Origin of the sequence: Agromyces soli (assembly GCF_022811605.1) — a bacterium.
In the GTDB taxonomy this organism is placed as follows: Bacteria; Actinomycetota; Actinomycetes; order Actinomycetales; family Microbacteriaceae; genus Agromyces; species Agromyces soli.
The window spans coordinates 676832-690493 of sequence record NZ_CP094533.1 but is presented as its reverse complement, the minus strand read 5'-3'; the positions used below and the strand labels follow the sequence as shown (position 1 = coordinate 690493).

Below are 13662 nucleotides of genomic sequence, written 5' to 3'. Positions count from 1 at the left end.
GTAGCGGCCGGGGGCCTCGGCCTGCTGGCAGACTGGAGCGCGTGGCCGCCGCCGAACCGAACCGCGTCATCCACGCCGACAACCTCGACGTGCTGCCGACGCTGCCCGACGGCCGCTTCACGATGATCTACCTCGACCCGCCGTTCAACACCGGCCGGCCGCAGGAGCGGCGCACGACGAGCCACGTGCGGATCGTCGAGCCCGACGAGGCGTCCGACGGCGCCGGCGCCGACTCGCGGCGCGCCCCCGCGACGGTCCGCGGCTTCGCCGGCAAGCGCTACGAGCGGGTGCGCGGCGACCTGCTGCGCTACGACGACCGCTTCGAGGACTACTGGGCGTTCCTCGAGCCGCGCCTCCTCGAGGCGTGGCGGCTGCTCGCCGACGACGGCACCCTCTACCTGCACCTCGACTACCGCGAGGCGCACTACGCGAAGGTGCTGCTCGACGCGCTCTTCGGGCGCGAGTGCTTCCTGAACGAGATCATCTGGGCCTACGACTACGGCGCCAAGACGAAGCGCCGCTGGCCGACGAAGCACGACACGATCCTCGTCTACGTGAAGGATCCGGACCGCTACTGGTTCGACTCCGCGGGCGTCGACCGCGAGCCGTACATGGCGCCCGGACTCGTCACCCCCGAGAAGGCCGCCGCCGGCAAGCTGCCCACCGACGTCTGGTGGCACACGATCGTCTCGCCGACCGGGCGCGAGAAGACCGGCTACCCGACCCAGAAGCCCGAGGGGGTGCTGCGCCGCATCGTGCAGGCCTCCACCCGCGAGGGCGACTGGGTGCTGGACTTCTTCGCCGGCTCCGGCACGACGGGCGCGGTCGCCGCCGCCCTCGGCCGGCGATTCGTGCTCGTCGACGAGCATCCCGACGCCGTCGCCGTGATGCGGGCCCGCCTCGGCGAGGTGCCCGGCACGGTGTTCGAGAGCAGTGCCACCGCGCCGGTCACGGCGCTCGATGCGAAGGAGCGCGCATGAAGTTCCGGATCTTCACCGAACCGCAGATGGGGGCGAGCTACGAGCAGCAGCTCGAGATGGCGCTCGCCGCGGAGCGGCTCGGCTTCGACGCCTTCTTCCGCAGCGATCACCTGCTCACGATGGGCGGCGACGGGATGCCGGGGCCGACCGACTCCTGGGTGACGCTCGGCGCGCTCGCGCGTGAGACGTCGACGATCCGGCTCGGCACGCTCGTCACGAGCGTCACCTTCCGGCATCCGGGGCTCACCGCGATCCAGGTCGCGCAGGTCGACGCGATGAGCGGCGGCCGGGTCGAGTTCGGGCTGGGCACGGGATGGTTCGCCGCCGAGCATTCGGCGTACGGCATCCCGTTCCCGGCGCAGCGCTTCGGCCTGCTCGAGGAGCAGCTCGAGATCACCGGGCTGTGGTCGACGCCCGTCGGCGGGCGCTTCTCCTTCGAGGGCGACCACTACACGCTGCAGGATTCCCCGGCGCTGCCGAAGCCCGTGCAGGAGCCGGTGCCGATCATCGTCGGCGGCACCGGCCCGAGCCGCACGCCGGCGCTCGCCGCGCGCTTCGCGCACGAGTACAACGTGCCGTTCAGCACGAACGCGGAGATCGCCGACGCCTTCGGACGCGTGCGCCGAGCGGCGGAGGAGTTCGGCCGCGACCCGGGCTCGCTCGTCTACTCGGCGGCCCTCACGACGACGGTGGGGGAGACGGATGCCGCCTACCGGCGCCGTGCCGCGGCCATCGACCACGATCCGGCGGAGCTCGCCCGGGAGGGCATCGGCGGCACCGTCGCCGAGGTGGTCGACCGGATCGGCGGGCTCGCGGAGCTCGGCGTCGAGACGCTCTACCTGCAAGTGCTCGACTTCGACGACCTCGAGGTGCTGGAGCTGCTCGCCGCCGAGGTCGTGCCCGCCTTCCGCTGAGCGCAGGGGGAGGCATCCCGCCCTGCGCCCGCCGCGCCCTCCCTCCTCCTTTCCGCATGAAGTCGGTATTTGCGGGTCCATCGGCGCGCCGACCCGCAAATACTGACGACACGGGTCGCGCGGGTGGGGCGGGGTCGGGTGCGCTCAGCCGGGGAACGGCGCGCGCGGCGGCGGGTGGCCCGCGGCCCTCTTGCGGCTCGGGGCCGCAGCAGTATCATGGTGCCACGCGATGCGTAATCGATTGCGCAACTTTTGCTGACGCATCCGTCCTTGCATCCCCCCTGCCTCGCCAGACGAAGGAGTACCCGTGAGACAGCACCGCACCCGGACCGCCGTCGCGCTCGCCGCCATCGGCGGCCTCGCGACCGCCCTGACCGCCTGCTCGGCGCCCCCGGCCGAGAGCGGCGACGCCGCCGCGACCACCGACTTCCTCGCCTGCATGGTCTCCGACTTCGGCGGCTTCGACGACCGCGGCTTCAACCAGGCCGTGCTCGCGGCGCTCGACACCGCCGAGGAGAAGTACGGCGTCGAGACGCTTCGCCTCGAGTCCACGACGGAGAACGACTACGCCCCGAACCTCGCCCAGTCCGTCGATCAGGGCTGCGATTTCACCGTCACGGTCGGCTTCTCGCTCGCCGAGGCGACGAAGGCCGCGGCCGAGCAGAATCCCGACTCGCGGTTCGCCATCATCGACGACTCCTCGATCGACCTGCCGAACGTCAAGCCGGTCGTCTTCGACACGGCGCAGGCCTCGTTCCTCGCGGGCTACCTCGCGGCGGGCTACTCGAAGACGGGCACGGTCGCGGTCTTCGGCGGCCAGCCGTTCCCGCCGGTGCTGCTGTTCATGGACGGCTTCTCCGACGGCGTCGACCGCTACAACGCCGACGCCGGCACCGACGTGAAGCTGCTCGGCTGGAACAAGGCGGCCCAGGACGGCACCTTCGCCGGCACCTTCACCGACATCGCCGCGGGCAAGACGCTGACCCAGACGTTCATCGACCAGGGCGCCGACGTCATCATGCCGGTCGCCGGCTCGCTCTACCTCGGCAGCGGCGAGGCGGCGCACGAGGCGCCGGGCGACGTCGTGCTCGTGGGTGTCGACAACGACGTGGTCGAGCTGTCGCCCGACCTCGCCGACGTCATGCTGACCTCGGTCATGAAGCAGATGGCCGATGCCGTCGTCGAGCTCATCGGGCAGGCCGTGGAGGACGAGTTCGACAACAGCCCGTTCATCGGCGAGCTGGCCAACGACGGGGTCGCGATCGCCCCGTTCCACGAGTTCGAGGGGTCGGTGAGCCCCGAGCTCGCCGCGGCCGTCGACGCCATCCGGGAGCAGATCATCTCGGGCGAGATCGTGGTCGAGTCGGTCAACGCGCCGTAGGCGCGGCGTAACCGGTTCAGCCGGAACAGCGGATGCCGCGGGGCTCGAGGCGCCCCGCGGCATCCGTGCGCCGGCGCGACCGCGCGCGTGGGGTGCCGTCGCTCAGCGCGCGGTCGAGCCGCCGACGAGCAGCGTCGGCGCGACGCGGCTGCTGCGCACCGGGGCCGTCGAGCCGGCGATGCGCGACAGCAGGAAGCCGATGGCGTCCGCCGCGACCGCCTCGATCGGCTGCACCACGGTCGTGAGCGTCGGCGCCAGCACCTGCGAGAGCTCGGTGCCGTCGAAGCCGGTCACGAGCAGATCGCGCGGCACCTCGACGCCGTGCTCGCGGAGCCGGCCGATGAGGCCGAGGGCGATGAGGTCGGAGGCGGCGATGACCGCGTCGGGCAGCTCGCGGCGGGCGACGAGCGCGTCGGCGGCCGCGGCGCCGGTGGCGAGGCTGAAGTCCCCTCGGAACGGCTCGCCCACGGCGACGGATTCGCGGTCGACGGTGCGGTCGAAGGCGTTCCAGCGCTCGACGCCGCTGGAGGTGACGTCGTCGGCGCCGACGTAGACGAGCGAGCGGGCGCCGCGCTCGTGCACGTGCTCGAGGGCGAGGCCGAGGCCGATCTCGTTGTCGACGCCCACGTAGTCGGCGAGCGAGACGCCCGCCGAGCGGTCGATCTGCACGAGCGGGATCTCGGCGCCCACGGCGCGCAGGGCGCCCGCCGAGCGCTGCCGGTGCGAGGGCACGATCACGATGCCGTCGACCTTGCGGTCGCCGAACACGGTGAGGCGGCGCGACTCCTCGGCGAGCTCGCCGTGCGAGTCGGCGAGCAGCAGCTCGAAGCCGGCGCGGTGCAGCTCGTGCTCGACGGCGTCGACGAGCTGGGCGAAGTAGGGGTTGCCGATGACCGGGACGATCATGCCGACGATGCGGGTGGATCCCTCGCGCAGCGCCCGCGCGATCGGGTCGACCCGGTAGCCGAGCTCGGCGGCGACGGCCCGGACCCGGGCGACGGTGTCGGCGGCCACGCGGTTCTTGCCGGAGAGCGCCCGCGAGGCGGTCGCGACGGACACGCCGGCGGCGTCGGCGACCTCCTGCAGGGTCACGGCGTGCGGCATCGACTGCTCCGGTCTTGCGCACCCGGGCGGGGCGCATCGCTCCCACTGTACGGGGTTCCCGGGGTCTCGCGGCGGAAGGGCTTGACAAAATCGGCGCCGCAGAGTGCAATCGATTACGCAAAGCTTGTGCAGCTTGGCGCGGATGCTGCGACGGCATCCCGCGCCCTGCACCCGAGACCACCGGAGCGGCCATGACCACCCCCATCATCCTTGACTGCGACCCCGGCCACGACGACGTGTTCGCCATCTGGCTCGCCGCGGGCGACCCCGCGATCGAGCTCCGGGCGATCACGACCGTCGGCGGCAACGGCCGACTCGAGCACACCACGCTGAACGCCCGCATCGCCTGCACCGTCGCCGGCATCGAAGGGGTGCCGATCGCGGCCGGCGCCGCCGGTCCGCTCGCGGGCGAGCTGCACCCGGCCGACTGGATCCACGGCGACAACGCCCTCGGCGGCCCCGTGCTGCCCGAGCCCACCGTGCCGCTCGACGAGCGCGACGCGATCACGCTCATGCGCGACGTGCTCGAGGCCTCCGCCGAGCCCGTCACGATCGTCGCGACCGGCCCCCTCACCAACGTCGCCGTGCTGCTGCGCGACCACGCCGAGCTCGCCCCGCGGATCTCCCGCATCGTCTGGATGGGCGGCTCGACGACCCGCGGCAACGTCACGCCCTACGCCGAGTTCAACGCCTGGACCGACCCCGAGGCGATCAAGATCACCCTCGACAGCGGCATCGACTTCACCATGGTCGGCCTGAACATCTCGCACCAGGCGCTCATCACCCGCGAGGTGCGCGACCGCCTCTCGGCCATCGGCACGCCGCTCTCGACCTTCGGCGTGGAGCTGCTCGAGTTCTTCTGCTCGACCTACGAGCGTGCCGAGCGGATGCCCGACGGCCCCCTGCACGACCCGATCACCGTCGCGCTGCTCGCCGACCCCGCGGTCGCGACCACGGTGCGCACCCGCATCGACGTCGAACTCGACGGCACCGAGACCCGCGGCGCGACGAGCACGGATCTCATCGACATCCTCGGCCGCGAGCACAACGCGACCGTCGCGCTCGACCTCGACGTCGACCGCTTCTGGGGGCTCATCGAGCGCTCGCTCCGCGCGCTCGGCTAAGACGGGGTCGGGCGGTACCCGAGCGGCCCGTCTCGACCGCTACGCCGAGTCGCGCAGCACGAGGCGGGTCGGCAGGATCGTCTGCCGCGGCACCGTCTCGTCGCCCTCGATCAGCCGGATGAGCAGCTCGGCCATCAGCCGGCCCTGCTCGGCCGAGGGTTGGGCGACCGTGGTCAGCGGCACCCCGGCGCGCAGCGCCGCCGGGCTGTCGTCGAAGCCGACGATCGCGATGTCCGCCGGCGCGGTGAGCCCGCGCTCGGCGAGCACGGCGAGGGCGCCCGTCGCCATCAGGTCGCTCGCCACGAACAGGGCGTCGACGCCGAGCGGGCGTCCGTCGCGGCCGTCGCCGACCCGGTCGAGCAGTCGCCGGGTCGCGGCGGCCGCGCCCTCGGCGGTGAAGTCGCCCGTCTCGACGAGGTCGGCGGGCAGGCCGGCCGCCCCGACCGCGCGGCGGAATCCCTCGAGCCGGTCGATACCGGCGGGCATGTCGAGCGGGCCAGAGATCGTGCCGATCCGGCGCCGGCCGATCTCGATCAGGCGTTCGGTGCCGCTCACGGCGGCCTCGACGTTGTCGACGTCGACGACGTACGCGTCGATGCCCGCCGGCGGGCGGCCGCCGTACACGAGGGGGACCGCGGCGTGCTCGAACAGCTCGTCGCCCGCGTGGTGCGAGATGACGATCGCCCCGTCGACGACGCCCGATTCGAGGTAGCCGCGGGTCTTGCGCTGCGGATCCGCCGAGGCCACGAGCAGGTTCAGCACGTACTCGCTGTCGTCGATGCGGTCCATGATGCCCTGCACGACCGCCGCGAAGTAGGGGTCGCCGAAGAAGACGGTGACGTCCTCCGGCACGATCAGCGCGATCGCGCTCGAGGAGCGGCGGGCCAGCGAACGGGCCGCCCGATTCGGCACGTAGCGGAGCTCGGCGACGGCCGCGTTCACGGCGGTGACGACCTCGGGGCTCACCTTCGGCGAACCGTTCACGACGCGGCTGACGGTCGCGCGCGACACCCCGGCACGTCGTGCGACCATCTCGAGGGTGGGCGCTCCGCCCGCGGCATCCTTCGCCATGCGGCAAGTCTAGGTCGCGCGCGCCCCCCGCTTCAGACGCCGAGTTGCCCGACTTTCATGAACGTCGGGCAAGCCGGAGCCTCAGACCGAGTTGCCCGACTTTCATGAAAGTCGGGCAACTCGAGATGGGGGCGGGGTCAGAGGGCGCGGTCGCGGATGACGCGCTGATACGTGCGCCCGCTCTGCTTCACCGTGCGCTCCTGCGTGCCGTAGTCGACGCGCACGATGCCGAAGCGCTTCTCGTAGCCCCAGGCCCACTCGAAGTTGTCGAGCAACGACCAGTAGAAGTAGCCGTGCACGGGCGTGCCCTCGTCGATCGCGTCGAGGATCGCGTCGAGGTGCAGCTCCAGGAACTCGGCGCGCTCCACGTCGGGCACTCCGCCGTCGGCCTCGACGACGTCGTCGTACGCGGCGCCGTTCTCGGTGACGTACAGGCGGATGCCTCGCTCGCCGGTGTACTCGCGGTGCACGCGGGTGAGCAGCTCGGTGAGGCCCGCCGGCTGCACCTCCCACTCCATCGCCGTGAGCGGCAGGCCCTGCGGGTGCCAGAAGACGCCGTCGCCGTTCGGGAACGGCGAGCGGGTCTCGCGGGCGGTGGGCGCCTGGGCGAGCAGCGGATGCTCCGCCGGCCGGTCGCTCAGGAGCTCGCCGTGGTAGTAGTTCACGCCGAGGGTGTCGATCGGGGCGCTGATGGTCCGGAGGTCGCCGTCCTGCACCGCCTCCTCGAGCACGTGCCCGAGCTCGATCTCGGCGAGGTCGGTGAGGAAGTCCGCGGGATACTCGCCGCGCAGGATCGGGTCGAGGAACACCCGGTTGAAGCCCGCGTCGATGCGGCGCGCGGCGTCCAGGTCGCCGGGGCGCTCGGGGTCGACGGGCTTCGCGACGGTCAGGTTCAGGGTGATGCCGAGGTCGAGCGAGGCATCCCGCTCCCGGAGCGCCTCGACGGCGAGGCCGTGGCCGAGCATGAGATGGTGCGCCGCGCGCAGTCCGTCCGCCTTCGAGAAGCGGCCCGGCGCGTGCGCGCCCGCCGTGTAGCTCAGGAAGGAGGAGCACCACGGCTCGTTCAGCGTCGTCCACACCTCGACGCGGTCGCCGAGCGCGTCGTGCACGCTGAGGGCGTAGTCGCGGAAGCGCGAGGCGGTGTCGCGGTTCGTCCAGCCGCCCTGCTCCTCGAGCGACTGCGGCAGGTCCCAGTGGTAGAGGGTGAGCCAGGGCTTGATGCCGGTGCCGAGCAGCTCGTCGACGAGCCGCGAGTAGAAGTCGATGCCCTCGGGGTTCACCGGGCCGCCGTCCGGGCGGACGCGCGACCACGAGGTCGAGAAGCGGTAGGTCTGCAGGCCGAGCTCGCGCATGAGCGCGACGTCCTCGGGCATGCGGTGGTAGTGGTCGCAGGCCACGTCGCCGGTGTCGCCGTTGACGACCGCGCCGGGCACGCGGCAGAAGGCATCCCAGATCGACGCCGTGCGCCCGCCCTCGAAGGCCGCGCCCTCGATCTGGAACGCCGCGGTCGCGGCGCCGAAGAGGAAGGAATCGGGGAAGGCGCGCCGCGGCTCGCCCGGGCGGGAGGCTTCCGTCGCATCGGTCATGGGCGTTCCTCCGGGAGGTCGGTGTCGTCGTCGTGCGGGCCCCTGTTCCCCGCGCTGCTGCGCTTCGGGCCTCGGCGCTGCGACTCTAGGCTGGCCGCTCCGCGCTGTCAAGAGAGCGCTCTCACGCTCGGATTCCCAGGGACTCCCATTCGGCCGGACGTACACTCGGAGGGTGTCTGAGAGCTCCCCCCGCCCAGTCGTCAGCGAGGCGGTGCACCGCCGCCGCATGATCGTCGCGCTCGCCCTCACCGCGGCGCTGATCGGGATCGCCGCGTTCGTCGTCGGCGCCGCCTCCGGGGCGCCCGCCGGTGCCTCGCCCAGCGGCGCGAAGGGCGCGGCGAGCGAGACCCCCACCCCTCGCCCGGCGCCGGAGACCGCGCCGCCGGCGCAGTCCGTGCCCGTCTTCGACATGACCGCGCACTCGATCGACGACCCCGACAGCATCTGGGTCGTCGTCGACAAGCTGCGCCCCCTCGACCCGCAGGACTACGAGCCCGCCGACCTCGTCGAAGTGCCCGTCGCGCACACCTGGGAGCCGCTCATGCGGCAGGAGGCCTCCGACGCCATCGTCGCGATGTTCGACGCCGCCTCGAGCGAAGCCGGCCTCGCGCTCGCCTCGAACAGCGCCTACCGCTCGTACTCCACGCAGGAGGAGATCTACGACGGCGACGACACGCTCACCGCACGGCCCGGGTACAGCGAGCACCAGACGGGCCTCGTCATGGACATCGGCGCTGAATCGGGCGACTGCTCGCTCGACGCATGCTTCGGCGACACCGACGAGGGCATCTGGCTGCGCGACAACGCGTACCGCTTCGGATTCATCCTGCGCTACCCCGCCGACAAGATGGAGGTGACCGGCTACGAGTACGAGCCGTGGCACTTCCGCTACGTCGGCGTCGACCTCTCGACCGAGATGCACGATCGCGGCATCACGACGCTCGAGGAGTTCTTCGGCCTCCCCGCCGCCCCCGAGTACCAGGAGTAGCCGGCCCGCCTGGCCCGGCGCGGGCATGGCCTGGCAGGGCATGGCCAGGCTCTGGCGGAGGAGATTCGCGCCGGGGGAGGGGCGGATGCCTCAGCGCATCCTCCCGGTGCGACGATCTCCTCCTGCGAGGGTGACGAAGGCGGATGCCGAGGTGACCGCGCTCTCACGGGCCTCCCAGGATTCGGGAAGAATCCTCACAAAAACGCATGATGGGGTGTCCAGGTTCCGTTTCCCCCAACCCGGACTCCTGATTCAGTGCCTGATATTTCCCCCGACACCCCTGCCCGCCGCCCGAAGCACCGCGCCGCCCCGAACAGCACCCGCGCTTCGACCAGCACCCGCACCTCGACCAGCACCCGCGCCCCGAGTGCCCGAGGCCTCCGCCGGGTCGCCGCCCTCTCCGGAGCCAGCGCGATCCTCGGCGTGACCGCCTTCGGCGCCGTCTCCGCCGCGGGCGCCGACGGCGCACCCGCCCCCGCCTCGCTCGCCGCCGAAGCCGCGCCGCTCGTCGCGACCGGTGACGAGCTCAGCGTGACCCCCGGCGGCTCGACCGTCTCGCAGGTCGAGCAGGCTCCCGTCGTCACGAGCGGCCTCTCCGTCGCGGCGGCGCCCTTCACCGGCGGCACCCAGGTCACGGTGCAGGGCGAGGCGCTCGACGAGGTCGCCGCGGTGCAGGTGGGCGGCGCCGCCGCGACGATCGTCTCCGCCGAGAAGGACCAGCTCACCTTCGCCGTCCCCGCGGTCGCCGAGACCGCGCTCGGCTCGGTCGCGGTCACCATGACCGAAGCCGACGGCACCGCGGTCGCCGCGGAGACCCCGGCCTCGCCCGCGACCGCCTCCTTCACGGCGGTGCACCCGCTCGTCGCCGCCGCCTCCCCGGTCGCCGTTCCGAGCGAGCTCAGCCTCACGTACACGAGCGACCCGGGCATCGACGCGCAGCTCGGCTACGTGCTCGCGTACTGGAGCGACTACAACACCGACGCCTACACGGTGATCTCGGGCAACGACTGCGCCAACTTCACGAGCCAGTCGCTCATCGCGCGCGGCTGGACGATGGACGGCGACTGGTACTCCGACGCCGCGACGGGCGCGATGTCGGCGAGCTGGTCGAGCTCGACGGCGATGCGCGACTGGCTGCTCGGCCGGCCCGACCTCGCGACTCCGCTCGACGACTCGCAGCGCGCGCAGGTCAAGGTGGGCGACATCGCCCAGTTCGACTGGGATGCCTCGGGCGACCGCGACCACACCGCGATCGTCACCCGGGTCGAGCACGGCGACGCCGGCACCCGCATCTGGGTCGGCGGGCACACCAAGGACGCCGACTACTGGGACGTCGACGAGGCGATCGCCGGCGGCGGCACCGTCAACTACTTCTCGGTGAAGTAGCCCCGCTACCCGCCGAGCGCCTCGCCGACGATGCGCTGGGCCTCCGCCTGCACGAGCCGCAGGTGCTCGGGCCCGCGGAACGATTCGGCGTACACCTTGTACACGTCCTCGGTGCCGCTCGGCCTGGCCGCGAACCACGCGTCCTCGCTCACGACCTTCACCCCGCCGATCGCGGCGTCGTTGCCCGGCGCCCGCGACAGCTTCGCGGTGATCGGCTCGCCCGCGAGCTCGCTCGCCGCGATCGCGTCGCCGTCGAGCCGGCCGAGGGCGGCCTTCTGCTCGGGGGTGGCCGCGGCATCCGTCCGCTCGTACGCGGGGTCGCCGAAGCGCTCGACCAGGCCGCGGTAGAGCTCGGACGGCGACTTCCCGGTGACGGCGCGGATCTCCGCGGCGAGCAGGCAGAGCAGGATGCCGTCCTTGTCGGTGGTCCAGACCGAGCCGTCGAATCGGAGGAAGGATGCCCCGGCGCTCTCCTCGCCGCCGAAGCCCACTGAGCCGTCGATGAGGCCGGGCACGAACCACTTGAAGCCGACCGGCACCTCCCAGAGCCGCCGGCCGAGCGACGCGGCGACCCGGTCGATCATCGAGCTCGAGACGAGCGTCTTGCCGATCGCGGCGTCCGCCCGCCACTCGGGCCGGTGCGCGAAGAGGTACTCGATCGCGACCGCGAGGTAGTGGTTGGGGTTCATCAGCCCGCCGTCGGGGGTGACGATGCCGTGCCGGTCGGCGTCGGCATCGTTGCCGGTCAGCAGGTCGAAGTCGCCGGCCTTCGCGACGACCGAGGCCATCGCGTTCGGGCTCGACGGGTCCATGCGGATCTTGCCGTCCCAGTCGAGCGTCATGAACGACCAGGCGGGGTCGACGAGCTCGTTCACGACGGTGAGGTCGAGCCCGTAGCGGTCGCGGATGGCCGCCCAGTAGTTGACCGAGGCGCCGCCGAGCGGGTCGGCGCCGATGCGGATGCCGGACTCGCGGATGGCGTCGAAGTCGATGATGCTCGCGAGGTCCTCGACGTAGGCGCTGCGGAAGTCGTACGTCTCGACCGCGCTCGGCTCGGCCTGGTTCACCTCGGCGAGGCCGCCCTCGATGAGCTCGTTCGCGCGGTTCGCGATCCAGCTCGTGGCGTCGCTGTCGGCCGGACCGCCGTGCGGCGGGTTGTACTTGAAGCCGCCGTCCTGCGGCGGGTTGTGCGAGGGCGTGATGACGATGCCGTCGGCCTCGCCCTCGGCGCGGCGGGCGGGGTCGGCGTTCCACGCGATGATCGCGCGGGACAGCGCCGGGGTCGGCACGTAGTCGTCGAACTCGTCGACGAGCACGCGAACCCGATTGCCGACGAGCACGTCGAGCGCGGTCGTCTGCGCGGGGGCCGAGAGGGCGTGCGTGTCGGCGCCGATGAAGAGGGGGCCGGTGATGCCCTGCGCCGTGCGGTACTCGACGATCGCCTGCGTGATCGCGAGGATGTGCGTCTCGTTGAAGCTCGACGTCAGGCTCGAGCCGCGATGGCCCGAGGTGCCGAACGCGACGCGCTGCGCCGGAACCGACACGTCGGGCGTCAGCTCGTAGTAGGCCCGGACCAGGGCGTCGACATCGATCAGATCGGCCTCGAGGGCCGGGGTTCCCGCTCGCTCGTGCATGCGCCCAGTCTTCCACTCGGCCCCGTCCCGCTGAGGGGGGTTGCCCGACTTTCATGAAAGTCGGGCAAGTCGGAGCCGCGCGTGCGGTCGGAGCGGGGCGATCAGAGGAGGGCGTGCAGAGCGGTGGCGACGCTGAAGATCGCGAGGCCGGCGAGCGCGCCGACGACGGTGCCGTTGATCCGGATGAACTGCAGGTCCCGCCCGACCTGCAGCTCGAGCTTCTCGGTCGTCTCCCGGGGGTCCCAGCGTTCGACGGTCTCCGTGATGACGCCGGCGATGTCCGAGCGGGAGTTCCGCACCACGTAGGCCGCGGCATCCGTCAGCCAGCCGTCGACCTTCGCCTGCAACCCCTCGTCGGCGGCGAGGCGAACGCCGAGCTCGACGAGGGCCCGGCTGAGGCCTCGCCGCAGCTCGCTCTCGGGATCCGCGAGCGCCGCCGTCAGCGAGCTCTTCACCGCCGCCCACGCCTCGCTCGCGAACTCGCGCACCCGCGGGCTGTCGAACAGCTCCGTCTTCAGCCGCTCGACCTTGCCGATCGTCGCCGGGTCGTGCTGCAGGCTCTCGGCGAGGTCGCCGAGGTAGCGGTCGATCGCGAGCCGCAGGGGATGCGCGTCGTCGGCGCGCACGGCCCGCACGAAGGCGAGCACTTCGCGGTAGGCGCGGTCGTCGACGAAGCGGTCGACGAGCTTCGGCACCCAGCGTGGCAGCCGGTCGCTGACCATGCTCCCGAACGCCTCCGGGTGCGCGTCGAGCCATCCCTCCGCCCGTGCGAGCAGCGCGTCGATCGCCGGACGCTGCTGGTCCGCCGCGACGAGCCGGGCGCCGACCCGGCCGATCGCGGGCGCCCACTCGGGCTCCAGCAGGTGGCGCCGGGCGAGCTGTTCGAGCAGCTGCTCGACGTCGTCGTCGCCGAGCAGCTCGAGCAGCGCGTGCGCCGCGACGGATGCCTCGGCGGCCAGCCGCTCGGCGTGCGCCGGTTCGCGCAGCCACTCGCCGGCGCGCCGGGCGGGCTCGACCGAGCGGAGCTTGCCGAGCACCACCTCGTCCGAGAGGAACTCGTGCTCGACGAAGGCGCCGAGGCTCGCGCCGATCTCGTCCTTGCGGGTCGGGATGATCGCCGTGTGCGGGATCGGCAGGCCGAGCGGCCGGCGGAACAGCGCCGTCACCGCGAACCAGTCGGCGATCGCGCCGACCATCGCCCCCTCGGCCGCGGCGCGCACGTATCCGAGCCAGGGCAGACGGTCCTGCAGGGCGAAGGACACGGCGAAGACGATCGCGGCGATGACGAGGAGCGCCGTCGCGATCGTCTTCATCCGGCGGAGCGCGGCGCGGCGCTCCGCGTCGCTCGGAACGACCCGTTGCATGCCTCGCAGTATTTCAGGAACATCTGCCGGTTATGGCCGGCGTGCCGTTCGTCCTCCCGCGGAGTGGCGCCGGAGCGGGTGGGGCGGTTCCTGAGTTGTCGGTGGCGGCGAGGCGGGATGGCGGGGAAGC

General features: G+C 72.4%; 11 protein-coding genes. 6 read left to right on the top strand and 5 right to left on the bottom strand.

The features are described 5' to 3' along the window. The first annotated feature begins 41 nt into the window (after positions 1-41). The 3 genes from MTP13_RS03295 to MTP13_RS03285 all read left to right on the top strand — a co-directional run bounded on the left by MTP13_RS03295 (position 42) and on the right by MTP13_RS03285 (position 3275). Complete coding sequence (locus MTP13_RS03295; RefSeq protein WP_243569630.1) at positions 42-980, top strand: DNA-methyltransferase; 939 nt, start codon at positions 42-44, stop codon at positions 978-980. Then, positions 977-1894, top strand: coding sequence for an LLM class F420-dependent oxidoreductase (locus MTP13_RS03290; RefSeq protein ID WP_243569629.1), 918 nt, complete (start codon positions 977-979; stop codon positions 1892-1894). The genes MTP13_RS03295 and MTP13_RS03290 overlap by 4 nt, the downstream gene beginning before the upstream one ends. 307 nt (positions 1895-2201) lie before the next feature. Beyond that, a complete protein-coding gene (locus MTP13_RS03285; RefSeq protein ID WP_243569628.1) occupies positions 2202-3275 on the top strand; it encodes a BMP family lipoprotein in 1074 nt (357 codons plus the stop codon). 102 nt (positions 3276-3377) lie between these two features. Here the strand turns inward: MTP13_RS03285 and MTP13_RS03280 are convergent, their stop codons facing one another. Further along, positions 3378-4379 (bottom strand): LacI family DNA-binding transcriptional regulator, encoded by a 1002-nt coding sequence (locus tag MTP13_RS03280; RefSeq protein WP_243569627.1) that lies wholly within the window; start codon positions 4377-4379, stop codon positions 3378-3380. A 191-nt stretch (positions 4380-4570) separates the two neighbouring features. On the opposite strand from MTP13_RS03280, the gene MTP13_RS03275 reads away from it, so the two are divergent. Beyond that, positions 4571-5503, top strand: coding sequence for a nucleoside hydrolase (locus MTP13_RS03275; protein ID WP_243569626.1), 933 nt, complete (start codon positions 4571-4573; stop codon positions 5501-5503). Between the two features lie 39 nt (positions 5504-5542). On the opposite strand, the gene MTP13_RS03270 is transcribed toward MTP13_RS03275, so the two are convergent. Together MTP13_RS03270 and MTP13_RS03265 are read right to left on the bottom strand one after the other, a co-directional pair. Beyond that, a complete protein-coding gene (locus MTP13_RS03270) occupies positions 5543-6574 on the bottom strand; it encodes a LacI family DNA-binding transcriptional regulator (protein ID WP_243569625.1) in 1032 nt (343 codons plus the stop codon). A 137-nt stretch (positions 6575-6711) separates the two neighbouring features. Next, the gene (locus MTP13_RS03265) at positions 6712-8160 is read right to left on the bottom strand and encodes a GH1 family beta-glucosidase (protein ID WP_243569624.1); all 1449 of its coding nucleotides are present in this window, start codon (positions 8158-8160) and stop codon (positions 6712-6714) included. Positions 8161-8332: 172 nt separating this feature from the next. Here MTP13_RS03265 and MTP13_RS03260 point away from each other — a divergent pair, with 172 nt between their 5' ends. Further along, on the top strand, positions 8333-9148 hold the full coding sequence (locus MTP13_RS03260; RefSeq protein ID WP_243569623.1) for a M15 family metallopeptidase: 816 nt from the start codon (positions 8333-8335) through the stop codon (positions 9146-9148). Between the two features lie 255 nt (positions 9149-9403). Next, positions 9404-10534, top strand: coding sequence for an amidase domain-containing protein (locus MTP13_RS03255; protein ID WP_243569622.1), 1131 nt, complete (start codon positions 9404-9406; stop codon positions 10532-10534). Between the two features lie 5 nt (positions 10535-10539). Here MTP13_RS03255 and pgm read toward each other — a convergent pair whose 3' ends face one another. Together pgm and MTP13_RS03245 are read right to left on the bottom strand one after the other, a co-directional pair. Then, positions 10540-12168 (bottom strand): phosphoglucomutase (alpha-D-glucose-1,6-bisphosphate-dependent), encoded by a 1629-nt coding sequence (gene pgm / locus MTP13_RS03250; RefSeq protein ID WP_243569621.1) that lies wholly within the window; start codon positions 12166-12168, stop codon positions 10540-10542. 101 nt (positions 12169-12269) lie between these two features. Beyond that, positions 12270-13532, bottom strand: coding sequence for a DUF445 domain-containing protein (locus tag MTP13_RS03245; RefSeq protein ID WP_243569620.1), 1263 nt, complete (start codon positions 13530-13532; stop codon positions 12270-12272). Positions 13533-13662: the final 130 nt, after the last annotated feature.